At 66.3% G+C, this 25,489-nt stretch carries 24 protein-coding genes; 11 read left to right on the top strand and 13 right to left on the bottom strand.

What is annotated here, in order from left to right:
• The first annotated feature begins 131 nt into the window (after positions 1-131).
• From F6X39_RS21090 to F6X39_RS21040, 11 genes are all read left to right on the top strand, one after another.
• A complete protein-coding gene (locus F6X39_RS21090) occupies positions 132-695 on the top strand; it encodes an RNA polymerase sigma factor (RefSeq protein WP_090803748.1) in 564 nt (187 codons plus the stop codon).
• Positions 692-1,123, top strand: a complete 432-nt coding sequence (locus F6X39_RS21085) for a DUF3619 family protein (protein WP_184072110.1) — start codon at positions 692-694, stop codon at positions 1,121-1,123. The genes F6X39_RS21090 and F6X39_RS21085 overlap by 4 nt, the downstream gene beginning before the upstream one ends.
• Positions 1,124-1,139: 16 nt before the next feature.
• Complete coding sequence (locus tag F6X39_RS21080; RefSeq protein WP_184072109.1) at positions 1,140-1,907, top strand: DUF3106 domain-containing protein; 768 nt, start codon at positions 1,140-1,142, stop codon at positions 1,905-1,907.
• Positions 1,908-1,928: 21 nt separating this feature from the next.
• Entirely contained in the window at positions 1,929-2,453 is a 525-nt protein-coding gene (locus tag F6X39_RS21075) for an RDD family protein (protein WP_187617969.1), read from the top strand.
• Between the two features lie 804 nt (positions 2,454-3,257).
• Entirely contained in the window at positions 3,258-4,199 is a 942-nt protein-coding gene (locus F6X39_RS21070) for a UDP-2,3-diacylglucosamine diphosphatase (protein ID WP_184072037.1), read from the top strand.
• A gap of 48 nt (positions 4,200-4,247) precedes the next feature.
• The gene (locus tag F6X39_RS21065) at positions 4,248-5,279 is read left to right on the top strand and encodes a glycosyltransferase family 4 protein (protein ID WP_187618001.1); all 1,032 of its coding nucleotides are present in this window, start codon (positions 4,248-4,250) and stop codon (positions 5,277-5,279) included.
• Positions 5,280-5,299: 20 nt separating this feature from the next.
• A complete protein-coding gene (locus F6X39_RS21060; protein ID WP_187617968.1) occupies positions 5,300-5,983 on the top strand; it encodes a diacylglycerol kinase in 684 nt (227 codons plus the stop codon).
• Positions 5,984-6,262: 279 nt separating this feature from the next.
• Positions 6,263-6,988, top strand: coding sequence for a TetR/AcrR family transcriptional regulator (locus F6X39_RS21055; RefSeq protein WP_018419991.1), 726 nt, complete (start codon positions 6,263-6,265; stop codon positions 6,986-6,988).
• A 2-nt stretch (positions 6,989-6,990) separates the two neighbouring features.
• Positions 6,991-7,578, top strand: coding sequence for a TIGR00730 family Rossman fold protein (locus F6X39_RS21050; RefSeq protein WP_026225698.1), 588 nt, complete (start codon positions 6,991-6,993; stop codon positions 7,576-7,578).
• Positions 7,579-7,643: 65 nt separating this feature from the next.
• Positions 7,644-8,390: an SDR family oxidoreductase gene (locus F6X39_RS21045; RefSeq protein WP_184021746.1), complete on the top strand. Its 747-nt coding sequence runs from the start codon at positions 7,644-7,646 to the stop codon at positions 8,388-8,390.
• 282 nt (positions 8,391-8,672) lie between these two features.
• Positions 8,673-10,724, top strand: coding sequence for an ArnT family glycosyltransferase (locus F6X39_RS21040; RefSeq protein WP_187617967.1), 2,052 nt, complete (start codon positions 8,673-8,675; stop codon positions 10,722-10,724).
• Positions 10,725-10,778: 54 nt separating this feature from the next.
• Here F6X39_RS21040 and F6X39_RS21035 read toward each other — a convergent pair whose 3' ends face one another.
• The 13 genes from F6X39_RS21035 to F6X39_RS20975 all read right to left on the bottom strand — a co-directional run bounded on the left by F6X39_RS21035 (position 10,779) and on the right by F6X39_RS20975 (position 25,457).
• Positions 10,779-11,423: a DUF924 family protein gene (locus F6X39_RS21035; protein WP_187617966.1), complete on the bottom strand. Its 645-nt coding sequence runs from the start codon at positions 11,421-11,423 to the stop codon at positions 10,779-10,781.
• Positions 11,416-11,829, bottom strand: a complete 414-nt coding sequence (locus F6X39_RS21030; RefSeq protein WP_187617965.1) for a group II truncated hemoglobin — start codon at positions 11,827-11,829, stop codon at positions 11,416-11,418. The genes F6X39_RS21035 and F6X39_RS21030 overlap by 8 nt, the downstream gene beginning before the upstream one ends.
• A 37-nt stretch (positions 11,830-11,866) precedes the next feature.
• Positions 11,867-14,356 carry an ABC transporter permease gene (locus tag F6X39_RS21025; RefSeq protein ID WP_262414761.1) on the bottom strand — a complete coding sequence of 830 codons (2,490 nt, stop codon included), beginning with the start codon at positions 14,354-14,356 and terminating at the stop codon, positions 11,867-11,869.
• A gap of 101 nt (positions 14,357-14,457) precedes the next feature.
• The gene (locus F6X39_RS21020; RefSeq protein WP_187617963.1) at positions 14,458-15,069 is read right to left on the bottom strand and encodes a DUF4126 domain-containing protein; all 612 of its coding nucleotides are present in this window, start codon (positions 15,067-15,069) and stop codon (positions 14,458-14,460) included.
• A gap of 232 nt (positions 15,070-15,301) precedes the next feature.
• Positions 15,302-15,622, bottom strand: coding sequence for a quaternary ammonium compound efflux SMR transporter SugE (gene sugE, locus F6X39_RS21015; RefSeq protein ID WP_184072024.1), 321 nt, complete (start codon positions 15,620-15,622; stop codon positions 15,302-15,304).
• A 102-nt stretch (positions 15,623-15,724) separates the two neighbouring features.
• Positions 15,725-16,423: a two-component system response regulator KdpE gene (gene kdpE, locus F6X39_RS21010; RefSeq protein WP_176109149.1), complete on the bottom strand. Its 699-nt coding sequence runs from the start codon at positions 16,421-16,423 to the stop codon at positions 15,725-15,727.
• Positions 16,416-19,304, bottom strand: a complete 2,889-nt coding sequence (locus tag F6X39_RS21005; protein WP_187617962.1) for a DUF4118 domain-containing protein — start codon at positions 19,302-19,304, stop codon at positions 16,416-16,418. Before F6X39_RS21005 ends, kdpE begins: the two co-directional genes overlap by 8 nt.
• 152 nt (positions 19,305-19,456) lie before the next feature.
• Positions 19,457-20,035, bottom strand: coding sequence for a potassium-transporting ATPase subunit KdpC (gene kdpC / locus F6X39_RS21000; protein WP_184021726.1), 579 nt, complete (start codon positions 20,033-20,035; stop codon positions 19,457-19,459).
• 58 nt (positions 20,036-20,093) lie between these two features.
• The gene (gene kdpB / locus F6X39_RS20995; RefSeq protein ID WP_187617961.1) at positions 20,094-22,205 is read right to left on the bottom strand and encodes a potassium-transporting ATPase subunit KdpB; all 2,112 of its coding nucleotides are present in this window, start codon (positions 22,203-22,205) and stop codon (positions 20,094-20,096) included.
• Positions 22,206-22,296: 91 nt separating this feature from the next.
• The gene (kdpA, locus tag F6X39_RS20990) at positions 22,297-24,102 is read right to left on the bottom strand and encodes a potassium-transporting ATPase subunit KdpA (RefSeq protein ID WP_187617960.1); all 1,806 of its coding nucleotides are present in this window, start codon (positions 24,100-24,102) and stop codon (positions 22,297-22,299) included.
• The gene (kdpF, locus tag F6X39_RS20985; RefSeq protein ID WP_013088901.1) at positions 24,099-24,191 is read right to left on the bottom strand and encodes a K(+)-transporting ATPase subunit F; all 93 of its coding nucleotides are present in this window, start codon (positions 24,189-24,191) and stop codon (positions 24,099-24,101) included. The genes kdpA and kdpF overlap by 4 nt, the downstream gene beginning before the upstream one ends.
• Entirely contained in the window at positions 24,191-24,301 is a 111-nt protein-coding gene (locus F6X39_RS20980; protein WP_018419977.1) for a hypothetical protein, read from the bottom strand. Before F6X39_RS20980 ends, kdpF begins: the two co-directional genes overlap by 1 nt.
• A gap of 181 nt (positions 24,302-24,482) precedes the next feature.
• Complete coding sequence (locus F6X39_RS20975; RefSeq protein WP_187617959.1) at positions 24,483-25,457, bottom strand: quinone oxidoreductase family protein; 975 nt, start codon at positions 25,455-25,457, stop codon at positions 24,483-24,485.
• Between the last annotated feature and the right edge of the window lie 32 nt (positions 25,458-25,489).

The raw sequence follows: 25,489 nt of genomic DNA, 5'->3' as shown, positions 1-25,489 counted from the left end.
TGTCGACCGTCATGCAAATGCAAGCTTGAGCAGGTTTCACCCCTATCGGAGCAAAAGTTTGTTAGCATCCGCGAGTTTTACGACATTTTTCGACCGATTACGCGCACGCTTGCTGCGCCGACCCCAACCGGATGGCATCAGACAAGGAACTCGCCGATTTTCTGGCGGGCGTCGAAAGGCGCGCATTCAAGCAGACGGTCTACGCCGTGCGGGACGACGATGCGTCCCTCGACATCGTGCAAGACGCGATGATCAAGCTCGCCGAGAAATACGGCGACCGTCCGGCGGCCGAGCTACCGCTGCTGTTTCAGCGTATTCTGCAGAATGCGACGCACGACTATTTCCGCCGTGCCAAAGTACGCAACACCTGGGTTAGTCTATTCTCGTCGCTCGGCAATGCCGACGACGACGAGTTCGATCCGCTGGAAACCTTCGAGGCCGAGGCGGGTTCGGCTGGCGCCGAGAGCAACGAACAGAAGCTCGAACGAGAGCAGGTCCTGCAGTCGATCGACAACGAGATCCAGAAATTACCGGCACGTCAACGGGAGGCGTTTCTCATGCGTTATTGGGAGGATATGGATGTCGCCGAGACTGCCGCCGCAATGGGCTGCTCCGAAGGCAGCGTGAAAACGCACTGCTCCCGGGCCACTCACACGCTGGCGCAAGCGCTCAAGGCGAAAGGAATCACGCTATGAGCTCCCTTGAAAACACAGAACTCGAGTTTGCGCGTCAACTGCGCCGCGCGCTCGACGAAAACACCGCCAGCCTCCCTCCCGCCACCGTCGACCGGCTCGCTGCCGCGCGTCGGGCCGCGTTGGCGCGCAAAAAGCCCGAAGCCGTCAGCGCGCCGGTGTTCGTGCCTGCGTTCGCCGGCATGCCGGCCGGGATGGCGGGGCTACCGCAGGGAGGCTTCGAGCCGCGCCGCCGCTGGCCGCTGCGCCGCTTCGCGCTCGCGTGGCCGCTGGCCGCGCTGGTCGTGAGCCTGATCGGCATCGCGTACTGGGAAGATCACCAGCGCACCGCCGAACTTGCCGATATCGATGCCGCCATGCTAAGCGACGACCTGCCGCTCAATGCCTATCTCGACCACGGCTTCAACGCGTATCTTTCACGCGCCCACTGAGCGGGAGATTCCTCGGGTGAGTTACAAGCGCGGCCTGGCCGTTGTTTTCGGATGCACGATCGCGGCCCTGGTGTCGTTTGTCGCGACCTATCCGCGCTTTCACCCGAGCCCATCGTCGGCGGGCAATCCGTCGCCCGGCGTCAACGTCGCCGCGCCCGCGCCCGCCCCCGCACTTTCCGTCGAATTGCCCGGCCTGCCGGGCAGCAATAGCCCCCTCGCGTGGTCACGCCTGAGCGCCGCCGACCACGCCGCGCTGGCCCCATTCGCATCGCAATGGGATTCGTTTAGCGACGAACGCAAGCGAAAGTGGATCAAGATTGCGTCGCGATACGCAAAGATGTCGCCGGATGCGCAAAAGCGTCTGCATGAGCGCATGAGTGAATGGGTGCGCATGACGCCCGATCAGCGCCGCGTCGCGCGCGAAAACTACCAGGTTTCGAAGGAGTTGCCGCGCGAAGCGCGCCAGAACGCGTGGAAAGCGTACCAACAGCTGCCCGAAGAAACGAAGGAGCGGCTCGCCGCGAGCGAACGCAAGCGTCGCCCCAGCGTCGTCAGCGCGCCGCCATCGGCTCGCAACGAGATCAAGGGCATCGACCGGTTCGTGAATGCGCGCGAGCACGGCGCCAGTGCTGCCGCGGCGGCGAGCGCCGCGCCGGCTGCCTCCGCGCCGGCCGCGGCCTCGCTGCCGGCAACGCCTGCGATTCCGGCGGCGGGCAGCTTCGTACCGGCGACGCCGGTGCCCGTGTCGCCTGCCGAAGCGCCGGCAATCTTCCACGGCTCCTGATTCCGACCCCGAACCCATTACGTGTCCCAGCCGCTCGCCACCCCCACCCTGCCTGCCGCCGCACCCGGCGGCACGGCGCCCACCGTCCGGCGACGGCTCGCGGCACTGCTCTACGAAGCGGTCATTCTGTTCGGCGTCGTGTTTCTCGCCGGCTATCTGTTCAGCACGCTGACGCAGCAGCGTAACGGGCTCGCGCATCACAACCTGCTCGCCGGCTGGATCGGCCTCGTGGTTGGCGTGTACTTCGTCTGGTTCTGGACGCACGGCGGCCAGACGCTGCCGATGAAAACCTGGCGATTACGGGTTGTTGGCGCTGATGGCGCGCCGGTTTCGGTTGGGCGGGCGATTGCGCGGTATGTGTTCGCCTGGTTGTGGTTTTTGCCGCCGCTGGCGTTGCATCCACTTCTTGGGTTGCGGGTGCCGCAGACGCTTGTTATTGCGGGCGTCTGGTTCGTGGTGTGGGCCGCGAGTGGGCGTTTTGATCCGCAGCGGCAGTTTTTGCATGATCGGCTCGCGGGGACGCGGGTGGTAGCGGTTGGGCGCTAGCGCGCGTGGGCGATGGGCCGAATGCGGTGTTGTCGTCCTTTCCTTGCTTTGTTATCGGTCTATTGGCGTTGCCCCTTGCAGGGCGGGGCTTTTTTCGTTGTTCTGGGTTGGTTGGCCTCTCCTTGTTGTCTTGTCGGTCTATTAGCGTTGCCCCTGTGCGGGGCGGCACCTACTTTCTTTGCTGCTGCAAAGAAAGTAGGCAAAGAAGACAGCTCAAACCGCCAACTCTTAAGCGGGTCCCTCGGTCCGCGTGAGGTAGTGGTGCATCTGGAATCAGTGCCCGCGCACATTCCGCGCTTGTGACAAGGCTGTCATTCTTCCGGCGGCGCTACGCGCGCCGAAACCCCGCTCAAAAACCGCTGGTTGTTTCAGCACATCGCCGAGGCGCAGCCGAGGGTCCCCGCTGCGCGGGCAAAGCCGTTGGTTTCCCAGGCAGACCCGTCCGCGACGCACGTAGTGCGGAGTGGGAGCGGATGATGGCTTTGTCACGAACGGGGAATGTGGCGGGGGCCCGGATTCCAGATGCACCACTACCCCTTCCAAGCCAGGGGACCCGCTTAAAAGTTGGCGGTTTTAGCTGTCTTCTTTGCCTACTTTCTTTGCAGCAGCAAAGAAAGTAGGTGCCGCCCCGCACAGGGGCAACGCTAATAGACCGATAAGCCAGCAAGGAAAGGCCAACCAAGCCAGAACAACGAAAAAACAGGCCCCGCCAAGGCCCCTCCGTAATAAGAACTTCTCATGACTGTCACGCCGCAGTCACGCGCACCCGGCCCAATACGGGCACCGCCACTCGACGCGTGAGCCATGGACCCCAATACGTCCGCGACTTCCCTGTTTCGTCAAACCGGACCGAGCGTCGACCCCGTCGCGTTCCGGCCCGCTCCGGGTTCTACTCAACACGGCCTGCCGCTGCCCGCGACGCCATCACTCGATGCCCACGCCGATCATCCCGATGACGGCCACGACGATCCGCATCGCTATCGCACGATCTGGCTCTCGGATATCCATCTCGGCTCGAGCGGCTGCCAGGCGGGATATCTGCTCGACTTCCTGCGCCACAACGAATCGGAGTACCTGTACCTCGTCGGCGACATCATCGACGGCTGGCAGTTGAAGAAAGGCTGGTACTGGCCGCAGGCGCACAACGACGTCGTGCAGAAAGTGCTGCGCAAAGCGCGCAAAGGCACTCAGGTCATCTACGTGCCCGGCAATCACGACGAAGCCGCGCGCCAGTTCTGCGACCTCGCGTTCGGCGACATCCACGTACGCGGCGAAGCGTTCCACACGACGCTCGCCGGCAAGCGGCTGTGGATCGTGCACGGCGATCTGTTCGACGGCGTGATCCAGCACGCGAAATGGCTCGCCTATCTCGGCGACACGCTGTACACGATGATCCTCGTGCTGAACCGCTGGTTCAACCGCATTCGCAGCAAGCTCGGATTTCCGTACTGGTCGCTGTCGCAATACCTGAAGCATCAGGTCAAGAACGCGGTCAACTTCATCTCGTCGTTCGAACGCGTAATGACCGACGAAGCGCGTCGCCGCGGCTGCGACGGCGTCGTCTGCGGCCACATCCACAAGGCCGAGATGCGCGAGATCGATGGCGTGCTCTATTGCAACGATGGCGATTGGGTCGAGAGTCTGTCGGCGCTCGTCGAGACTTATGAAGGCGAGCTCAAGGTGATCTTCTGGACTGCGCTGCGCGCGCCCCAGGCGGGCACGCAAAAAGCCCGCGCCACTGCCTGAGCACTTCCACTCTCCACTTCCACAGGGCCCGCAGCGATGAACAACGCGATGAAGATCATGATCGTCACCGACGCATGGGAGCCGCAGGTCAACGGTGTCGTACGCACGCTGAAGAACACCCGGCGCGAACTCACCGCGCTCGGCCATCAGGTCGATCTGCTGACGCCGCTCGAATTCCGCACCATCCCGTGCCCGACTTACCCGGAGATACGCCTGTCGTTGCTGCCGCGCCGCCGGCTGCGCGAGCGCATCGACCGTTTCGCGCCCGACGCGTTGCACATCGCGACCGAAGGTCCGCTGGGCATGGTCGCGCGCGCGTATGCGCTCGACCACAAGCTGCCGTTCACGACCGCGTATCACACGCGCTTTCCCGAGTACGTGCAGGCGCGCTTTCGCATCCCGCTCGCGGCGACCTACAGGTTTCTGCACTGGTTCCACAAGCCGTCGCTCGCGGTAATGGCGCCGACCCCCGTCGTCAAGCAGGACCTCGAGAAGTTCGGCTTCACGAACGTCGTGCTGTGGACGCGCGGCGTCGATCTCGAAATCTTCCGTCCGATGGACTCGAAGGTGCTCAACACCGCGCGGCCGATCTTCCTGTACGTGGGACGCGTGGCGGTCGAGAAGAACGTCGAGGCATTCTTGCAGCTCGACCTGCCCGGCTCGAAGTGGGTCGCGGGCGAAGGTCCGGCGCTCGCCGAACTGAAGTCGCGCTATCCGCAGGTCAACTATCTGGGCGTGCTGTCGCAGGCCGAACTCGCGAAGGTCTACGCGGCCGCCGACGTCTTCGTGTTTCCGAGCCGCACCGACACGTTCGGACTCGTGCTGCTCGAAGCGCTCGCATGCGGCACGCCGGTGGCCGCATATCCGGTCACCGGCCCGATCGACGTGCTCGGCGACGGCGGCGCCGGTGCAATGCACGAGGATCTGCGCGAAGCGTGTCTGGAGGCACTGAAGATCGATCGGTTGCATGCGCGCGCATGGGCCGAGCGCTTCTCGTGGGCAGCGGCGTCCGCACAATTCGCCGCGCATCTGAAGCCGCTGCGCGATACGGCGTATCGTGAGGAAAGCGCCGCTGCGTGATGCGGCGCGCGGAGCCATCCATGCGAAGCAGTCGATCCAGCGCCGAAGGCGCGTCGAACGGCGCACTGCGCGCCGTCGAGTCCACCCGCGACACCACCAGCATCGAACCGTTCGACGACGTACGCGAGCCGGGTATGACCGGGCATGCGGATACCGTGCATCGGGTGAACGGCGCGAGTACCACGACCGGCGGCGCCAGCGTCGCGGGTGGCGTGCAGCCTGACGCCACCCACGACACGACTCGCGACTCGAGCCACGACGCCCCCAACGAACCGCTCAGCCCCGACGACCCCCTCGCCCCGCTGCCCTTCAATCCCTACAAAGGCAACCGCGGCCTCACGCGCGCATGGCACGCGATGAAAAACTCGCTGGCCGGATTTCGCGTTGCGATTCGCGAGGAAAGCGCGTTTCGTCAGGAACTCACGTTGGCCGCGATCCTGATTCCGTGCGGCCTCGTGGTGCCCGTCGATCCCGTGTCGCGCGTGTTGCTGCTCGGCTCGGTGCTGCTGGTGCTGATCGTCGAGCTGCTCAACTCGAGCGTCGAAGCGGCAATCGACCGGATCTCGCTCGAACGTCACGAGTTGTCGCGCCGCGCGAAGGATCTCGGCAGTGCGGCCGTGATGGTCGCGCTCGGCATGTGTGTGATGACGTGGGGAGTCATCGTCGGGCCGCTGGTCGTCGGCTGGGTTCGCGCGTGGCTTTGAGGTGCGATGCGGGTTGAAGCGCACGCTTCGCCACGCCCACAGGATGAAAATCCGCGCAGGCGGTTGGGTATTAGAACGCTCGGTTTATAATCGTTTAACGGTCTCACAGGAAAGCGCTCGCGCAAACGGATCCGCGCCTCGCCTCATCCTGCCCTTTCGGGGGGCCCGCCGCGTGTCGGCGGGTTCGGGAGAGCTCAATATACCAACCGCATCCGGGTGGAACACGCAGCAGCGGCACGCCGCCACGCGCACAGCCCGGCATAACCAGGGCCGGACGACATGGAAGCCAAACCTCCCCGCCGCACGCGCGAACGGATTCTCGAACTGTCGTTGAAGCTGTTCAACGAAATCGGCGAGCCGAACGTCACGACGACGACGATTGCCGAGGAAATGGAAATCAGCCCAGGCAACCTGTACTACCACTTCCGCAACAAAGACGACATCATCAACAGCATCTTCAGCCAGTTCGAGCAGGAGATCGAGAAGCGTCTGCGTTTCCCCGACGACCATCGCGCGACCATCGACGAGATGTGGTCGTATCTGCAGTACATGGTCGATTTCACGTGGCGCTACCGCTTCCTGTACCGCGACCTGAACGACCTGCTCGCGCGCAACCGCACGCTCGAGACGCACTTCAAGCAGATCATCAGCCATAAGGTGCGCTTCGCGAGCCAGTTCTGCGAACAGCTCGTCGCCGACGGCGAAATGGTCGCGACGCCGCAGGAAATGCAGGTGATCGCGACCAACGTCGGCGTGATCGGCACGTACTGGCTGTCATATCAGTTCGTGATGAATCCGCGCAAATACAACGAGCAGGAAGCGATCCGCGAAGAGCTGCATCAGGTCAGCGTGCAGATCGTCTCGCTGATGGCGCCCTACCTGCGCGGCCGCTCGCGGCAGCTGTTCGACGACCTCGTATCGGGCACGCTGCCCAAGCGCGAGTTCTACGACTACCTGCCGCCGCGTGAAGGCGCCGCGCCTCGCAACGAATCGAAGGACAGTTGAGCATGAAGTCGGTGTGTGTCTATTGCGGCTCCTCGATGGGAGCCAAACCGTTGTATGCGCAGGCGGCGCGCGCGTTCGGCCGTGCGCTGGTCGAGGCCGATCTCGCGCTCGTCTATGGCGGCGGCAAGGTGGGGCTGATGGGCGTGATCGCCGATACCGTGATGGCCGAAGGCGGCCGCGCGATCGGCGTGATTCCCGAGCTGCTCGTCAGCAAGGAAGTGGGACATAACGGCCTGACCGAACTGCACGTGGTGCCCGACATGCATCATCGCAAGAAGATGATGGCCGAGCTGTCCGATGCGTTCGTCGCGATGCCCGGCGGCGCGGGCACGCTCGAGGAGCTGTTCGAGGTCTTCACGTGGGCGCAGCTCGGCTACCACGGCAAACCGGTTGCACTCCTGAACACCGACGGCTTCTACGCGCCGCTGATCGACCTGCTTCAGCACACGGTCGACGAAGGCTTCATGCGCAAGACCTATCTCGACATGCTGCAGATCGACGCCGATCCGCTCGCGTTGATCGGCAAGCTGCAACGCTACGCGCCGCCCGCGCGCGACAAATGGGCGGCGGTCCAAAGCGACGCGATCTGAATCGCGGGTCCGCCGAACCCGAGCGAAGCGCGCCGCGCACGCACCACCCCAACGACGAGGTTGCGATGACGAAAGCTGTTCTGATCACCGGCGGCAGCCGCGGCATTGGCCGCGCCACCGCGCGTCTGCTTGGCGCGCGCGGCTGGTGCGTCGGCGTGAACTACGTGCGTGACCTCGCCGCCGCGCAGCAGACGGTCGCAGAGGTCGAACACGCGGGCGGCCGCGCGGTGCCGATCGCCGGCGATGTCGCGAACGAAGCCGACGTGACCGGCATGTTCGATACGCTGCAGCAATCCTTCGGCCGCATCGATGCGCTCGTCAACAACGCGGGCATCGTCGCGCCGTCGAGCCAGCTCGCCGATATGGACTTCGCGCGTCTGAAACGCGTGTTCGACGTCAACGTGCTCGGCGCCTATCTGTGCGCACGGGAAGCGGCACGGCGCATGTCGACCCAGCGCGGCGGCGCGGGCGGCGCGATCGTCAATGTTTCGTCGGCGGCGGCGCGGCTCGGTTCGCCGAACGAATACGTCGACTATGCGGGGTCGAAAGGCGCAATCGACACGATGACGCTCGGCCTCGCGAAAGAACTCGGCCCGCAGGGCGTGCGCGTGAACGCGGTGCGTCCGGGCCTGATCGACACCGAGATCCATGCCAGCGGCGGCAAGCCCGAGCGCGCCGCGCAACTGGGCGCGACCACGCCGCTCGGCCGCCCCGGCCGCGCCGACGAAGTCGCCGAGGCCATCGTATGGCTGCTCAGCGACGCGTCGTCGTACGTGACGGGCGCGCTGTTCGACGTCGCCGGCGGCCGCTGAGCGAACGCCGCACGCAACGCGGCGCAAGCCTTAAACACCTGGCGCGGTCCACTACGGCCGCGCCTTTCCAGCCCGCTCCCCCTCTCCTCTTTCCCCACGAACCCTGGTCGATTTCTCATGAAACCGGCACAGTCGCGCATCGAATGCGCGCGCGTTCGTTCGTGTGTAATCTTCAGTAATAATGCAGCGCTACAATCGACCAGATCGTATGCATCTGCAGGCGACGTAAGCAAAGCATAAGTACGAGGCCAACGCCGCCGCGTACGCTGACCAGAGACTTCCATGCAACACAAGCAGTCCACGCGCTGGCGCGCGCACAGCGCCAACGCGACGGCCCCGACCTCGGCCGCTCCAGCAGGTGGCGCGCACGAGGCCGCGCTTTCCGCCGGCACCGCGCACCCGTTTGCCGGCGCGCAGACCCAGCCGGCGGCCGGGGACCCCGCGGCTTCGGCCGCAGCGGTATACAGCGCCGACACCGCCCATCCATCGGGCTCCGCCGTTTCTGCCGACCGCGCAACGCGCGGCCTGCAGCGTTGGCGCGCGCTCGCGGCGATCCGCCCGCTGCTGTGGCTGGTCGCGCTGGCGATCCTGTGCGCGTGGCTCGCCCCCGGCATTCTCGGCCACGAACCGTGGAAGCAGGACGAAACCTACACATTCGGCATCGTCCAGCACATGCTCGATACCGGCGACCTCGTCGTGCCGACCAATGCCGGCCAGCCCTTCGTCGAAAAGCCGCCGATCTACGATTGGGTCGCCACGGGCCTCGCGTGGATGTTCGGCCGCTATCTGCCGCTGCACGATGCGGCACGGCTCGCGAGTGCGCTGTTCGCGGGCCTGACGGTGTATTACACCGCGCGGGTCGCGCGTCGCGCGGTCGCTGCGTCGAGCTGGTTCGACCTGCGCGTGCTCGGCACGCTCGCGCTGTTCGGCGGCACGCTCGTCGTCGTCAAGCACGTGCACGACATGATGACCGACGTCGCGCTGATGGCCGGCGCCGCGCTCGGCTTTTGCGGACTGTTCGAACTCGTACTCGTGCATCTGCGTGACGACCCGCGCGCCGCGTCGTATTTGCCGATGCACTCGCAAGCCGCCCGGCAGACCGAACCGCTCGATGCCCGCGAGCGGCGTCACGCGATCATCAGCGGCGCGACGATGTTCGGCGCGGGCGTCGGCGTGTCGCTGCTCGCCAAGGGGCTGTTCGTACCGCTCGTGTTCGGCGCCACCACCTGCGCGGCGCTGCTGCTCTATCCCGCATGCCGCAGCCGCGGCTTCGCCGGCGCGCTCGGCCTCGCCGCGCTCGTCTGCGCGCCGTTCGCGCTGATCTGGCCGATCTGCTTCTACCTGCGCTCAGCGGCACTCTTCAAGGTGTGGCTGTGGGATAACAACGTCGGGCGTTTCTTCGGTTTTTCGGTCGCCGAGCTCGGCTCCGAAAACGAGAGCCACCTGTTCGTGCTTCGCACCGTGCTGAGCGTCGGCTTTCCGGTCGTACCGCTCGCGCTGGCCGCGCTCGCCGGTGGCGCATGGCGGCGCTGGCGCGATCCGGGCGTCACGCTGCCGGTGCTGTTCGCGGGTATCGGTTTCGCGGTGCTGCAAAGCTCGGCGACGGTTCGCGAGCTGTACATCCTGCCGTTCATCGCGCCGCTCGCGCTGGTCGCGATGCAGGGCGTCGAACGTTTGCCGGCGCGCCTGCATACCGGCTGGGATATGACTAGCCGAGTGCTGTTCGGCAGCGCGGCCGCGCTCGTGTGGATCGTCTGGTCGATCATGACGACCCCCGCGAGCACGCATGCGTCGCTGCATCTGCTCGGCCGCTGGCTGCCGCTCGACTGGGTGCTGCCGATTTCGCCCGCGCTGATCGTCGGCGCGCTGCTGCTGACGATCGGCTGGCTGTGGCTGTTGCCGTCGTTCAAGTACGCGGGCAAATGGCGCGGCGCGCTCAGCTGGTGCGCGGGCGCGATGCTCGTCTGGGGGCTCGTCAGCACGCTGTTGCTGCCGTGGCTCGACTATGCGAAAAGCTACCGCTCGGTGTTCCGGGACCTCGGCGCGAAGATGGATATCGAATGGAACGACGGCGACTGCATGGCAAGCTCCGGACTCGGCGAATCCGAAGCGCCGATGCTCTTCTACTACACGGGCATCGTGCATCAGCCGAGCGAAGATCCGCGCACGACCGCCTGCACCTGGCTCATCGAGGAAAGCCGCCGCGACAACGCGCGGCCGCCGGCCGGCGAATGGCGGCTGTTCTGGTCCGGTGCGCGACCGGGCGATTCGGATGAGCTGTTGCGCGTCTTCGTGCGCACGCCGATGGCGGGCAAGCTGCACGGCGACGAATAGAGCCGCGCAACGCGTCGCGCCGGCCGAGTGTCTCGCGCGCGCGTCCGCGTCGATTCAGAACGACGAACCGGGCTCGCGCAGGAACGCGATCTCCTCGTCGCTCGATTCACGTCCGAGCAACCCGTTGCGATGTGGAAAGCGGCCAAATCGTTCGATCGCTTTCGCGTGGCGCAGCGCGTACTGATAGTAGCCGTCACCGCCCGGCTCCGCCGCAAGCTGTTTGAACAGTCGCAGCGACTCCTGCTGGCTCGCGAGCGTTTCATCGTGCTCGAACGGCAGATACGCGAACGCGCGATGCTGCACGTCCGGCAACAGCCGATCGGCGCCGCTCGCGATGATCCGTTGCGCGGTTTGCAGCGCCTTGCCGTCGGTCGCGAAGGCGCGCGGCGTATTGCGATGGCAGTTGCGGGAAAACTGGTCCAGCACGATGACGAGCGCCAACGCACCCAACGGCGTGCTCTGCCATGCGTCGAGCTCACCCGCGTTCGCCGCATCGATCAGGTTACCGAAACGTTCGCGCAGCATCGTATCGACGGCGTCATCGCGCTTGAACCAGAACTTGCGCTCCGTGCCGCGCTCCGGCGTGCCCGGCGCACCGAACCAGCAGTCGAGAACCTCGCGCGCCCGCGGCGCAAGCGCCGCATAGTCGGCTTCGACCGAGTACGGTGCCGAGGTGGCGTGCGGCGGCGTGTCAGCCATTGCGGTTGCGCATCCAGTCGGCGGTTTCGAAGAACGAGCCGAGCAGGCGCGCGCGCAGCGGTTCCGGCAAGCCGACATCCTCCATCGCCCATGCCATGCACCTCAACCACTGGTCACGCTCGCTCGACGCGATCGCGAACGGCAGATGCCGCGCGCGCAGACGGGGATGGCCAAAGCGGCCGATGTAATGATCGGGACCGCCGAGCCAGCCGCACAAAAACCAGAATAGCTTGTCGCGCGACCCCTCGAGCGACGCCGGATGCAGCGCGCGAATCCCGGCGAAATCCGCCTCGAGATCCATCAGGTCGTAAAACCGGTCGACCAGGTCGCGCACGCGCGACTCGCCGCCCACCAGTTCGAAGGCCGTCGGCTTGTCCGAGGACACTTCGTCGTTCAAATCGCTCATACCCTGCTCGACAGCAAAAAGACATCACCAGGAAAACTCACGCGTCGCGCAGCGACTGCAGCGCCGGCCGCGCCAACACATGCCGCAAACTCAGCCACCCGCCGACACCGGCACACGCGATGCCGGCCGCAATGCCCACCGGCAGCAGCCACGGATCGAAGTCCAGATAAAACTCGAACACGTGCGTGGCCAGCATCGAGCCGACGATCTGCGCGCCGAGCGCCGCCATCAGGCCGGCAAGCGCGCCGACCGCGACGAATTCGGCCACCTGCACCGCCCGCACCTGACGATGCGATGCGCCCAGCGCACGCAGCAGCGCGGATTCTCGCATACGCTCGTCGCGCGTGCCGGCGAGCGCCGCGTATAGCACCAGCACGCCGGCCGCGAGCGTGAAGGCGAACAGGAATTGCACCGCGCCGATCACCTGCTGCAACACGCGCTGCACCTGCGCGAGGATCGGGCCGGTATCGATCGCGGTCAGATTGGGATACGCGGCGATCAGGCCATCGATCGTCGACTGTTTGTCCACCGGCAGATGGAAGCTCGTGATGAACGTCGCCGGAAAATCCTGCAACGAAACCGGCGGCATCAGCACGAAGAAGTTGACCTTGAAAGAACCCCAGTCGAGCTTGCGCACGCTCGTCACCGGCGCCTCGACAGTCAGCCCCGTCACGTCGAAGCGCAGCACGTCGCCGGGCTTCACGTTGATCAGCTTCGCGAGACCCTGCTCGATCGAGATCTGCGGCTTCGTCGTCTCGCCGAACCAGGTTCCCGCGGCGATCCGGTTGTCGTCGGGCAGTTGCGTCGTGTAGGACAGGTTGAACTCGCGGTCGACCAGTCGCCGCGCATCCTCGCCCTTGAACGAATCCGGATTGACCGCCTTACCGTTGATCGCGACGAGCCGCCCGCGCACCATTGGCGACAGCGCCACGCCGGCGATGCCGTGCGCGTCCAGATACTGCGTGACCGCGTCGCGCTGATCGGGCTGGATGTCGATGATGAACTCGTTGGGCGCATCGGGCGGGGTCGATTTGCGCCAGCCCTGCACGAGGTCGTTGCGCGTCATCGCGATCAGCAGCAGGCACATCAGGCCGATGCCGAGCGCGGTGATCTGCAGCGTGCTGGTGCTGCTGCGCCGCTCCAGCGACGCCAGCGCATAGCGCCAGCCGACGCCCGCATTGACGCGCTCGCTGCGCACCACGCGCGCCGCGCCCCACAACGCGAGCCGCGCGATGCCGGCGAACACCAACAGCCCGCCCGCGAATCCACCCGCGACGATGCCCCCGAGCTTCAATTCCCCCGCGGCGAGTATCAGCAGCCCCGCGAACAGCACGATGCCGACCGCGTAGGCGGCCCACGCAGTGCGTCCCTCCTCGCCCCATTCACGCCGCAGCACGCGCACCGGCGGCACGCGCGTGAGCGGCAACAGCGGCGGCAGCGCGAAGCCGAGCAGCAGCACGAGGCCGGCCGCGATGCCTTCGAGCGCGGGCCACAGCGTCGGCTGCGGCAGCACCACGTCGATCAGGCCGCCGAGCCACGTCAGCAGCGCGAGATGCCCGAGATAACCGAGCGCCACGCCGAGCACGCCGCCGAGTACGCCCAGCCCGACGAATTCGAGCGTGAACAGCGCACGCAGCGCGGCCTGGCTCACGCCGAGACAGCGCATCGCCGCGCAGCCGTCGAGATGCCGGCGCATATAGCGGTGCGCAGCCATCGCGATCGCGACGGCCGCGAGCAGCGCGGTCAACAGCGACACGAGCGTCAGGAAATGGCCCGCGCGATCGAGCGCCTGACGCACCTGCGGCTGGCCGTCCTGCAGCGACTCGAGCGCGACGCCGCGCAGCTTGCCGCCGTCGACGCGCTCATGCGCAAACTGCGCGAAGCGCGCGACCGCGTCGTCTGAACCGGCGACCAGCAGCCGGTACGTGACGCGGCTGCCATAGGTGATCAGGCCCGTCGACGGTACGTCAGCGGCATTCAGCATCAGGCGCGGCGAAAAGTTGACGAACGAAAAGCCGCGATCGAGCTCGCGCGTGATCAGCGCGCCGACCGTGAAGTTGCGATTGCCGAGCTTCACCGCATCGCCGATCTTCAGCTTCAGCGCGTCGAGCAACTGCTGGTCGACCCACACGGTGCCCGGCGCCGGAATCGACGTCGCCGGATGATCGGCCGCACCCGGCGCCGCCGCGATGCGCAGCGCGCCGCGCAACGGATAGCCGGGCGACACCGCCTTGACGGCGGCGAGCCGCGACGCCGGCTGCGCGCCGGTCGAATTGATCATGCTGGGAAAGATCGCCGTGGTGGCGGTGCGCAGGCCCAGGGCGTGCGCCTCGGCGGCGAATTGCGGATCGACCGGATGATCGGCGCGCACGATGAAGTCGGCGGCGATCATGCGCCGCGCATCGCGCTCGAGCCCCTGATGCAGCCGATCGCCCAGAAACCCGACGCTCGACAACGCCGCGACCGCCAGCACGAGCGCGAGCAGCAACATCGTCAGTTCGCCCGCGCGCCAGTCGCGCGCCGTCATCCGCATGGCCTGGCGCAACAGATCGATGCCGCCAAGCCGCCGCGCCGGTCTCGTGTCGGCGCGCGTTCTTGAACCCGCCTTGGATCCTGGTAGTGCTTCGCTCAATCGTGCCTGCTCCTCGCAAATCGCGACACCATGTGCGTGGCCATGCCGCGAAAACCGCCCTGCACGCCACGCCACAATCGCGGCAATGCCCACGCCGCGAGCAGTAGGAAGCCTACCATCAAGACCAGAAACACGAGCGGCACGAACAGCGCAAGCAGTACGCCGCCGACCACGAGGCCGTCCTCGGCGGTCGACGTGACGACGTTCGACACCGGCTCCGGCGACAGGTTGATCAGCGCGCGCGTGCCCGCCTTCGCGAGATGCGCGGTGCCGGCGAGCGTGCCGCCCGCGAGCGCGGCAACGCTCAGCAGCGTCGGATCGGCGTGGCCGAGCGCGCCGGCGGCCAGCACGGCGCCGGCCGGAATGCGGATGAAGGTGTGGATCGCATCCCACAGCGAATCGAACGCGGGGATCTTGTCGGCGAGGAACTCGGTCAGCGTCAGCACGGCCGCCGCACCGATCACCCATGGCGATGACAGCGCGGACAATGTGTTCGGCAAGTGAATCAGGCCAAGACGTTCGAACACGCCGGCCAGGAGGACTGTCAGATAGAGGCGCAGACCGCTGCCCCATGAAAGGCCCGCTGCAAGTGAAAGTGATTCAAGCATGGCCGCCTCCACGCGCTCAGTGCGTGCCAGGCGCCGCGGCGGGAACGAGCGGGCGTTCCGCGCCGAAGCCATCAGGCTCGCCAAGCCGGCCGCGCCAGCCTGGCCGGGGACAATCTCAAGGTCGTTTCTGTCTCATTATAGCTACGATAATTCGCAGAACGTAGAGCGGCGAAGCCTTCGCTGTGGCTTGCAGGCAATGGCGGCCGCGCCCCGAGCGGAGGTGGCCGCCCGGTCAGTGCCCCGACGACAGCTTCAGGCCGACGAGGCCGATCACGATCAGCGACGCACTGGCGACGCGCGCGACCGTCAACGCCTCGCCCATCATCACGACGCCGAAGATGAACGCGCCGACCGCGCCGATCCCTGTCCAGACAGCATAGGCTGTGCCGAGCGGCAACTGGCGCATCGCGAGCGCGAGCAGCACGAAGCTGCCGAGCGCGGTCACGACCGTGAAGATGGACGGCCACAAGCGGGTGAAACCTTCGGAGGTTTTGAGACCGGCCGCCCACGCGACTTCGAGCAGACCGGCAATCAGGAGAAGAAACCAGGACATCGACACAGCTCCACGAAAAATGGGGCCGTCCCCGATGATTGATGCAGGCGCAAGGTCGTCCTTACGTCGGGAGATTATAGCGAAGCGGCATCGCGGACGAATTCACACCGCGCCCACCAGCCGGTACCCGACGCCCGTCTCCGTGACGATATGCTCCGGCTGCGCCGGATCGCGCTCGAGCTTGCCGCGCAGATGCGCCATGTAGATGCGCAGATAGTGGTGACTCTCGACGTGCGACGGCCCCCACACGTCGCGCAGCAACTGCCGGTGCGTGAGCACGCGGCCCGCATGGCGCACGAGCGTCGCGAGCAGCCGGTATTCGATGGGCGTCAGATGGACCGCGGCGCCGTCGCGCGTAACCTGGCGCAGCGCGAGGTCGACGGTGACCGCACCGAAGCGCACCTGCGGCGATTCGTTGGCGCCGCCGTGATTGCGCCGCCGCAGATGCGCGCGGATCCGCGCAAGCAACTCGGACACGCCGAACGGCTTGGTCAGGTAATCGTCGGCGCCGGCGTCGAGCGCGGCGACCTTTTCGCTTTCCTGGGTACGCGCCGACAGCACGATCACCGGCAGCTCGCTCCAGCCGCGCAGCTCGCGGATCACGTCGAGGCCGTCGGTGTCGGGCAGGCCCAGATCGACGATCACGAGATCGGGCTTGCGCGTCGCCGCTTCGACGAGCCCCTGCTTGCCGGTCTCGGCGTCGTACACGGCGATGCCCTCGCCTTCGAGCGCCGTGCGCACGAAGCGGCGAATCTGCTTCTCGTCTTCGATCAGAACGACGGTGATGCTCAGGTCACTCATGGGCGGGGCGGGTGAGCGGGTTGAGGTCGGCGGCGGAGTCGGTGGCTGCGCCTTCGTCTTCGAGCGTATCAAACGTCTCGGGTGCGTCGGGCGGCGTCTTGACCGGCAGCGTGAACCAGAAGCGCGCGCCCTCGACGTGGCCATCCGCGGCCAGCCGGTTGAGCGCGCCGATTGTACCGCCGTGCGCCTCGACGATCGCGCGGCAGATCGCGAGCCCCAGGCCGATGCCTGGTTTCGCCGACTCCTTCTCGCCGCGCGTGAACTTCTCGAACACGCGCGCTTCCATGCCGGCGGGCAGGCCGGGGCCGTTGTCGTCGATCGTGATGCGCACGAACGGCGTGCCGTCCGCGTCGATCTGCTGCGCGCCGATCGCGAGCGGCGTGCCGGACGCCGTGTATTTGGCCGCGTTCTCGAACAGGTTCGAGAACAAGCGCTCCATCAACACCGCGTCGAGATGCAGCAGCGGCAGATCGGCGGGCAGCGTAACCCGCACCGGATGATCCGCGAGCACACGCTTGCACGCGCGCAGCGCGGCGCCGACGGTCTCCTCGAGCAGCGTCCATTGCTGGTTCAGTTGCAGGCTGCCGGCCTGCAAGCGCGCCATGTCGAGCAGATTCGTGACGATGCCGGTCATGCGCAGCGCTTCTTCGTGGATTGCGTCGACGAGTTCGTCGTCACGCCGCGCGGCGGATTGCGCGTCGGTCCGCAAAGAAGCATTCGCCTCGCCTTCTGTCCGCCCCTGTCCCGCCTGCCGCCCCTGCGCGAGCATCGACGAAAACCCGACGATCGTCGTCAGCGGCGTGCGCAGATCGTGCGAAATCGCCGACAGCAGCGAATTGCGCAGCCGCTCCGACTCCATGTTGACGAGCGCGTCGCGCGCGATATCGACGTAGTGCACCCGTTCGAGCGCGAGCGCGATCTGCGCGGCGAACGCATCGAGCATGCGGCGCTGTTCGGGCACGGTCAGCTCGCGCTCGTCATGCACGACCACCGCGAGCACGCCGCGCGTGCGCATCGGCGCCTTCAGCGGCAGATACAGCGCCGCGGCGGCCGGCAGCGTATCGGTGCCGTGGCCGGCCGGCTTCTGCTGATCGTAGACCCATTGGCCGACGTCGAGATCGAGCGCGTCGCCTTCGAGCGTGATCGCCGCGTCGGGGTCCTCGATCTTCTGTTTGACCTTATCGACGCTATCGGGCAGCAGGATCGCCACACGCGCGCCGAACACCTCGCTCACGTGCCGGGTGCCGATGCCGACGATCTGCTCGGTCGCGAGCGCCGCGGCGAGCTCGCGCGCCATCTCGTACATCGCGCCGGTGCGCTGCTCGCGGCGTCGCGCGACGCTCGCCTCGTGGCGCAGGCTCGAAGTCAGATGGCTGATCACGAGCGAGGTCAGCAGCATGCCGAAGAACGTCAGCAGGTATTGCGTGTCGGAGACCGACAGCGAGATGCGCGGCGGCACGAAGAAGAAATCGAACGCGGCGACGCTCGCGAACGACAGCACGACACCGGGCCCGCGCCCGAGCCTCACCGCGGTGAAGATCACGCCGAGCAGATACAGCATCACGAGGTTGGTCAGATCGATGCGGTCGATCAACTGGCTCGACAGCAACGTGATCGCCGCGCCGATCGCGAGCGCGAACGCGTACGCGCGCGGCGGCGAGCGACGCTCGCGGGCCGCGCTCAACGCCTCGCGCCACGCGTTCGCGGTCGTGTTCAACAGCCGCCGCTGCTCGCCGCCGTCGCGCTCCGACGACACGCGAATCAGCGTGAGATCGAGATCGCCGCTCTTCTCGGCGATGCGCTCGCCCAGCGGCCGGCGCAGCCAGCGGCTCGCGCCGGTGCGCGACGATGCGCCCGCCACCAGCTTCGATACGTTGCGCGCCTGCGCGTAACCGATCAACGCGTCGAGCGCATCGGTGGCGGCGAGCGTCGCGGTTTCGGCGCCGAGTTCGGCGGCGAGCTTCAGCGCGTTCAACGTGCGTTCGCGTCGGGCGTCGGGTAGGCGCTGCAACGCGGGCGTTTCGACATAGACCGCGAGCCAGTCGGCCTTCAGGCTCGCGGCGAGGCGCGCCGCCGAGCGCACCAGCGCCGGCGCTTCGGGACCAGGACCGACACACACCAGCAGCCGCTCGCGCGCCTGCCAGATACGCTGGATCGACCGATCGGCGCGGTACTCGCGCATCTGCGCGTCGACCCGATCGGCGGTGCGGCGCAGCGCGAGTTCGCGCAGCGCGATCAGGTTGCCCTTGCGAAAGAAGTTGCGCACCGCGCGCTCGGCCTGCTGCGCCATGTAGACCTTGCCGTCGCGCATGCGGTCGAGCAGTTCCTCGGCCGGCAGATCGACGAGCGTGACTTCGTCGGCATGATCGAACACGCGATCGGGCACGGTCTCCCACACCCGGATGCCGGTGATCTGGCCGACCACGTCGTTCAGGCTCTCCAGGTGCTGCACGTTGACGGTCGTATAAACGTCGATGCCCGCGTCGAGCAGTTCGTAGACGTCCTGCCAGCGCTTCAGATGACGCGCGCCCTGCAGGTTCGAATGCGCGAGTTCGTCGACGAGGATCAGTTGCGGCTTGCGCGCGAGCGCGGCGTCGAGATCGAACTCGCCGAGCTTGCGGCCGCGATATTCGATCTGCGCGAGCGGCAGCACGTCGAGCCCCGCGAGCAACGCGGCGGTTTCGCTGCGTCCATGCGTTTCGGCGATGCCGACCAGCACGTCGACACCTTCTTGCTGGCGGCGGCTCGCGGCCTGCAGCATCGCATAGGTCTTGCCGACGCCGGCCGACGCGCCGAAGAAAACCTTCAGCCGGCCGCGCTGGCGCTTTTCTTCGTCGCGCTGCAGCTTGTCGAGCAGTTGGTCAGGGTCGGGGCGGTTCATGCTCAGTGGTTTTGATAGTCGTGCGAGCGGCGGTGTCTGCATGGTGGCACGGCCCGCGCCGGCCCGCAAATGGCGGCGCGGCGCCACGCGAAACGCCGCTGTTTCAGCGATGAACCGCAATTGCGGCTGGTGCGTCGTCGCTGCGTTCAGTGTCAGCCGCGCTTCATTTCATCGAGCGCGAGATTGAGCTTCAGCACATTCACGCGCGGCTCGCCGAGCACGCCGAACTGGCGCCCCGTCGTGTAGCGCTCGACGAGCGCCTGCACGTCGTTCGGCGCGAGGTGACGGGCCTGCGCGACCCGCTCGAGCTGATACGCGGCCGCGGCCGGACTGATCTCCGGATCGAGCCCGCTGCCCGACGACGTGACCAGATCGACCGGCACCGGCTTCGACATGTCGGTGCCCGCCGCCTTCAGCGCCGCGAGACGGCCCTTGATCTCGTCGAGCAGCGCCGGGTTGGTCGGCCCGAGGTTCGAGCCCCCCGAGCTTTGCGGGTTGTACGGCATCGGGCTCGTCGCCGACAGCCGGCCCCAGAAGTACTGGGGCGCGTCGAACTGCTGGCCGATCAGCTGTGAGCCGACCACCTTGCCGTTCTGCTCGATGAGGCTGCCGTTGGCCTGTTCGTGGAACGCCGCCTGGCCGAACGCGGTCATCACGGCGGGATAGGCGAGTCCTGTGATCGCGGTCAGCACCGCGAAGATCACGATCAGCGGACGGAACAGATTCTTCATGATGGGTCTCTTTCCCTTTTCATCACTTCTGGTTGTGGCGTAATGACGCGCTGCGCGCTCAAACCCAGCCGAACGCGGCGAGCACCATATCGATCAGCTTGATGCCGATGAACGGCACGATGATGCCGCCAAGGCCATAGATCAGCAGATTGCGGCGCAGCAGGATCGCAGCGCCTAGCGCGCGATAGCGCACGCCCTTCAGCGCCAGCGGAATCAGCAGCACGATGATCAGCGCGTTGAAGATCACCGCCGACATGATTGCCGAGGTCGGCGTCGCCAGATGCATCACGTTCAGCGCGTTCAACGCCGGATACGTCGACGCGAACGCGGCCGGGATGATCGCGAAGTACTTGGCGAGGTCGTTGGCGATCGAGAACGTGGTCAACGACCCGCGCGTCATCAACATCTGCTTGCCGATCTCGACGATCTCGATCAGCTTGGTCGGATTCGAATCGAGGTCGACCATATTGCCGGCCTCTTTCGCCGCCTGCGTGCCGGTGTTCATCGCGACCGCGACGTCGGCCTGCGCGAGCGCGGGCGCATCGTTGGTGCCGTCGCCGGTCATCGCGACCAGACGCCCTTCGGCCTGATGCGCGCGAATCGTCGCGAGCTTCGTTTCGGGTGTCGCCTCGGCAAGGAAGTCGTCGACGCCCGCTTCGGCCGCGATCGCGGCGGCGGTCAGGCGGTTGTCGCCCGTCACCATCACGGTCTTGATGCCCATCTTGCGCAGCTCGGCGAAGCGCTCCTTGATGCCGCCCTTCACGACGTCCTTCAACTCGATCACGCCGAGCACGCGCGCGCCCTGCTCGCCTTTCTCGGCGACCACCAGCGGTGTGCTGCCGCGTCGCGCGACATCGGCGACCGCGTTGCTGACTTCATTCGGGAAACGGCCGCCGTTCGCTTCGACGTAGTGCTTGACCGCATCGGCCGCGCCCTTGCGGATTTCACGGTTCGGCGCCCCGGAGGAAGTCCCCTGGGGGGAGAGATCGACGCCGCTCATGCGGGTCTGCGCCGTGAACGCGAGAAACACCGCATGCAGCGAGGCCATATCGCGCTGACGGATATTGAAGCGCTGCTTCGCGAGCACGACGATGCTGCGGCCTTCCGGCGTTTCGTCGGCGAGCGACGACAGCTGCGCGGCATCGGCAAGCGCCTCTTCGGTCAGACCCGGCGCGGGCAGAAACTGCGACGCCTGGCGGTTGCCGAGCGTGATCGTGCCGGTCTTGTCGAGCAGCAGCACGTCGACGTCGCCGGCCGCTTCGACGGCACGGCCCGAGGTCGCGATCACGTTCGCCTGCATCATGCGGCTCATGCCGGCCACGCCGATCGCCGACAACAGGCCGCCGATCGTCGTCGGGATCAGACACACGAGCAGCGCGGCGAGCGCGGTGATCGTCACCACGTGGCCCGCTTTCGCGGCTTCGACGGAGAACATCGAGAACGGCAGCAGCGTCGCGGTGGCGAGCAGCATCACGATGGTCAGCGCGACGAGCAGGATGGTGAGCGCGATTTCGTTCGGCGTCTTCTGACGCTTCGCGCCTTCGACCATCGCGATCATGCGGTCGAGGAACGCCTCGCCCGGATTGGCCGTGACGCGCACGACGATCCAGTCCGACAGCACCCGCGTGCCGCCCGTCACCGACGAAAAGTCGCCGCCCGACTCGCGGATCACCGGCGCCGATTCACCGGTGATCGCCGATTCGTCGACCGAAGCGACGCCGTCGATCACTTCGCCGTCGGCCGGGATCACGTCGCCGGTCTCGACCAGCACGACGTCGCCACGGCGCAGATCGGTCGCGGTCGTGATGCGGATCGGCGACTTCGGATGCGGCTCGTTGAGCTTTTTCGCCATCACGTCTTTCTTCGCGCTGCGCAGCGACGCGGCCTGCGCTTTCGAGCGGCCTTCGGCGAGCGCCTCCGCGAAATTCGCGAACAGCACCGTGAACCACAGCCATAGCGTGACCGCGAGGATGAAGCCCGCGGGCGCCTCGGCCTGACCGCCGAGCGCGGCGATCCACAGAATGGTCGTCAGGATGCTGCCGACGTACACGCAGAACATCACCGGGTTGCGAAACTGCGTGCGCGGCGTGAGCTTTTTAAAGGAGTCCACGATCGCCGGGCGCAGCAGCGCCGGGTCGAACATGGACCGGGTAGCGTTATGTTCAGTCATTGAATCCTCGAATGTCCGTGGGCGCTGGCAGGCTTGCGGCGTGCAGGCGCCTGTTCGGTCGTTGGCTCGCGGCCTGGGTCACTGCCGTGGGTCACTGCACGCCGATCATCATCAATTGCTCGACGCCGGGACCGAGCGCGAGCGCCGGGACGTAGGTCAGCGCGCCGACCAGCAGCACCGTGCCGAGCAGCAGCACGACGAACAGCGGTCCGTGCGTCGGCAGCGTGCCGCCGGTGACGGCGATGCGCTTCTTCGCGGCGAGCGAACCGGCGATCGCGAGCACCGGCACGATCGTGCCGAAGCGGCCGAACCACATCGCGATCGCGGTGAGCCAGTTGTAGAACGGCGTATTCACCGTGAGACCCGCGAACGCGCTACCGTTGTTGTTCGCCGCCGAGCTGAACGCATAGAGGATCTCGGAGAAGCCGTGTGCACCGGGGTTTGCGATGCCGGCCTTGCCCGCCGCGCTGAGCACCGCGATCGAGGTGCCCACCAGCACGAGCAGCGGCGTGAGCAGCACGACGATCGACACCATCTTCATCTCGTAGGCCTCGATCTTCTTGCCGACATATTCGGGAGTACGCCCGATCATCAGTCCCGCGACGAACACCGCGAGCAGCGCGAACACGAGCATCCCGTACATGCCGGAACCGACACCGCCGAAGATCACTTCGCCGAGCTGGATCAGCAGCATCGGATACAGGCCGCCGAGCGGCGTCAACGAATCGTGCATGTTGTCGACCGCGCCGCACGAAGCCGCCGTCGTCGCGACCGTGAAGATGCCCGACTGCGCGATGCCGAAGCGCGTTTCCTTGCCCTCCGCATTGCCGCCCGCCTGCAGCGCGTTCGCCGACTGGTCGACGTTGAGCGCCGTGAACGCGGGATTGCCGCTCTGCTCGGCGCTGATCTCGCCGAACACGCAAACGCCGAACGCGATCGTCATCGCCGCGAGCACCGCGACGCCCTGCCGCCGGTCGCCGATCACGCGGCCGAACACGAGCGCGAGCGCCGCCGGGATGATCAGGATCGAGATGATCTGCACGAAGTTCGAGAACGGCGTCGGGTTTTCGTACGGATGCGCGGAGTTGCCGTTGAAGAAGCCGCCGCCGTTGGTGCCGAGCATCTTGATCGCTTCCTGCGACGCGACCGGGCCCATCGCGATGGTCTGTGTCTTCACGGGCGTGTCGAGCATCACCGGATCGCCCTTCGCGTCCTTCACCGGATTGCCTTGCGCGTCGAGCTTCGGCGCGGCGTAGGTGGTGGTCTGCAGCGTCGGCACCTCCTGATATGCCTTGAAGTTCTGGATCACGCCCTGACTCATCAGCAGTGCGGCGATGATCGCCGCCATCGGCAGCAGGACGTACATCGTCACGCGCGTGATGTCGACCCAGAAGTTGCCGATCGTCTGCGCGGTATGACGCGCGAAGCCGCGCATCAACGCGAACACGACGACGATGCCGGTCGCCGCCGACAGGAAGTTCTGCACGGTCATGCCGAGCATCTGCGTCAGATAGCCGACGGTCTGCTCGGGCGTGTAGTCCTGCCAGTTGGTGTTGGTCACGAAGCTGACCGCGGTGTTGAAGGCGCTGTCGACCGACATCGCGCCGAACTGCTGCGGATTGCCTGGCAGCCACCCTTGCACGCGCAGCAGCACGTACAGGAACGCCGCGCCAAGCACGTTGAACGCTAGCGTGGCGACCGCGTAGTGCCTCCAGCCCATTTCCGCCGCTGGATCGACGCCGGCGATACGGTAAAGCAGCCGTTCGAGCGGCGCGCCGAAGCGCACCACGCGCGAACTGCCGTCCATCACGGCGCCGAGATAGCTCGCCATCGGCACCGCCGCGGCCAGTAGCACGACAATAAAAAGACTCGCCTGCAGGACATCGTTCGTGTTCATTCAATGTCCTCCGCGCGCAGCAGCGCATACACGAGATAGACGAACAGCAGCGCGGTGGACGCGCCGGCCAGCCACAGCATCCAGGTCATCAGCGCGCTCCTTGTCCGCGGCGCAACTGCATCAGCTTCTCGCAGCCGCCAATCAGCCCAAAGGTCAGCAAGGCAAACAGCGCCAGGCCCCCGACATACAGCACATCCATTCTCGTTCTCCATTCACGGACTTTGGATGGATAGAACGGTATGCCGATCGGCCTAAAGGGCTGGTCAAAGATCGCGGGGTACGCGTAAAAATCGCGTAAACGGACAAGGCCGTTTCATCTCGCGATGAAACGGCCCTGATGGATGACGTGTAGCGCAGCCCGAGGCCGCGCTGCCACTTCTTTACGGCAGCAGGATCGTCGACCCCGTCGTGCGGCGCCCTTCGAGGTCCGCATGTGCCTGCCCGACGTCCGGCAGCGCATAGCGCTGATTGATGCTCGTCTTGACCTTGCCCGAGCTCAGCACGTCGAACAGCTCGGCCGACATCGCCTCGTAGTCGCTGCGTTTCGCCATATAGGTGAAGAGCGTCGGTCGTGTAAAGAACAGCGAGCCGCGTCCCGCGAATTCCGACGAATCGATCGGCGGCAGCGGACCCGACGCGTTGCCGAAGCTCACGAACAGGCCGAGCGGCGCGAGACAGTCGAGCGATTTTTCGAAGGTGTCCTTGCCGATCGAATCGTAGACGACCGGCACGCCCGCGCCGTTGGTGATCTCGCGTACGCGCTTCGTGAAGTTCTCGCGCGTATAGACGATCGCGTGATCGCAGCCGTGCGCTTTCGCGATCTCGGCTTTCTCGTCGGAACCGACCGTGCCGATCACCGTCGCGCCGAGCGCCTTCGCCCACTGGCACACGAGCAGGCCGACGCCGCCCGCTGCGGCCTGAATGAGGATCGTGTCACCGGCCTTCACGCGATACGTGCGGCGCAGCAGATATTGCGCAGTCAAGCCTTGCAGCATCGCCGACGCGGCCTGCTCGTCGCTGATCGCATCGGGCAGCTTGACGACCAGCGCGGCCTGCAGCACGCGCTCCTGCGCATACGCGCCGGGCGGCCGCGCGACATACGCGACGCGATCGCCGACCTTCAGACCGGTCACGCCCGCGCCCACCGCGCTGACCTCGCCGGCCGCTTCCATGCCGAGCCCGCCCGGCAACGGCAGCGGATACAGACCGGTGCGGAAATACACGTCGATGTAATTGAGGCCGACCGCCGTCTGGCGAATGCGGATCTCGCCCGCGCCGGGCTCGCCCACCTCGACGTCAACCCATTTCATGACTTCGGGGCCGCCGGTTTTGTCGAAACGGATTGCCTTGACCATCACGTCTCCTTCATCTGTCATCTGTATGGATG

This window comes from Paraburkholderia sp. UCT2, from assembly GCF_014397665.1.
GTDB lineage: Bacteria > Pseudomonadota > Gammaproteobacteria > Burkholderiales > Burkholderiaceae > Paraburkholderia > Paraburkholderia tuberum.
Note: the sequence above shows the minus strand (reverse complement) of the source record. Positions and strands in the feature narration are given on the sequence as shown.

Excerpts from the sequence above, each read along its gene's own strand:
- F6X39_RS21055 (WP_018419991.1), top strand. The coding sequence starts at position 6,263 with ATGGAAGCCAAACCTCCCCGCCGCACGCGCGAACGGATTCTCGAACTG.
- F6X39_RS21035 (WP_187617966.1), bottom strand. The coding sequence starts at position 11,423 with ATGGCTGACACGCCGCCGCACGCCACCTCGGCACCGTACTCGGTCGAA.
- F6X39_RS21070 (WP_184072037.1), top strand. The coding sequence starts at position 3,258 with ATGGACCCCAATACGTCCGCGACTTCCCTGTTTCGTCAAACCGGACCG.
- F6X39_RS20980 (WP_018419977.1), bottom strand. The coding sequence starts at position 24,301 with ATGGATGTGCTGTATGTCGGGGGCCTGGCGCTGTTTGCCTTGCTGACC.
- F6X39_RS21040 (WP_187617967.1), top strand. The coding sequence starts at position 8,673 with ATGCAACACAAGCAGTCCACGCGCTGGCGCGCGCACAGCGCCAACGCG.
- kdpC (WP_184021726.1), bottom strand. The coding sequence starts at position 20,035 with ATGAAGAATCTGTTCCGTCCGCTGATCGTGATCTTCGCGGTGCTGACC.
- F6X39_RS21085 (WP_184072110.1), top strand. The coding sequence starts at position 692 with ATGAGCTCCCTTGAAAACACAGAACTCGAGTTTGCGCGTCAACTGCGC.
- F6X39_RS20975 (WP_187617959.1), bottom strand. The coding sequence starts at position 25,457 with ATGGTCAAGGCAATCCGTTTCGACAAAACCGGCGGCCCCGAAGTCATG.
- F6X39_RS21060 (WP_187617968.1), top strand. The coding sequence starts at position 5,300 with ATGCGAAGCAGTCGATCCAGCGCCGAAGGCGCGTCGAACGGCGCACTG.
- F6X39_RS21005 (WP_187617962.1), bottom strand. The coding sequence starts at position 19,304 with ATGAACCGCCCCGACCCTGACCAACTGCTCGACAAGCTGCAGCGCGAC.
- F6X39_RS21050 (WP_026225698.1), top strand. The coding sequence starts at position 6,991 with ATGAAGTCGGTGTGTGTCTATTGCGGCTCCTCGATGGGAGCCAAACCG.
- sugE (WP_184072024.1), bottom strand. The coding sequence starts at position 15,622 with ATGTCCTGGTTTCTTCTCCTGATTGCCGGTCTGCTCGAAGTCGCGTGG.
- F6X39_RS21090 (WP_090803748.1), top strand. The coding sequence starts at position 132 with ATGGCATCAGACAAGGAACTCGCCGATTTTCTGGCGGGCGTCGAAAGG.
- F6X39_RS21045 (WP_184021746.1), top strand. The coding sequence starts at position 7,644 with ATGACGAAAGCTGTTCTGATCACCGGCGGCAGCCGCGGCATTGGCCGC.
- F6X39_RS21065 (WP_187618001.1), top strand. The coding sequence starts at position 4,248 with ATGAAGATCATGATCGTCACCGACGCATGGGAGCCGCAGGTCAACGGT.
- F6X39_RS21020 (WP_187617963.1), bottom strand. The coding sequence starts at position 15,069 with ATGCTTGAATCACTTTCACTTGCAGCGGGCCTTTCATGGGGCAGCGGT.
- kdpF (WP_013088901.1), bottom strand. The coding sequence starts at position 24,191 with ATGACCTGGATGCTGTGGCTGGCCGGCGCGTCCACCGCGCTGCTGTTC.
- kdpA (WP_187617960.1), bottom strand. The coding sequence starts at position 24,102 with ATGAACACGAACGATGTCCTGCAGGCGAGTCTTTTTATTGTCGTGCTA.
- kdpE (WP_176109149.1), bottom strand. The coding sequence starts at position 16,423 with ATGAGTGACCTGAGCATCACCGTCGTTCTGATCGAAGACGAGAAGCAG.
- kdpB (WP_187617961.1), bottom strand. The coding sequence starts at position 22,205 with ATGACTGAACATAACGCTACCCGGTCCATGTTCGACCCGGCGCTGCTG.
- F6X39_RS21025 (WP_262414761.1), bottom strand. The coding sequence starts at position 14,356 with ATGACGGCGCGCGACTGGCGCGCGGGCGAACTGACGATGTTGCTGCTC.
- F6X39_RS21030 (WP_187617965.1), bottom strand. The coding sequence starts at position 11,829 with ATGAGCGATTTGAACGACGAAGTGTCCTCGGACAAGCCGACGGCCTTC.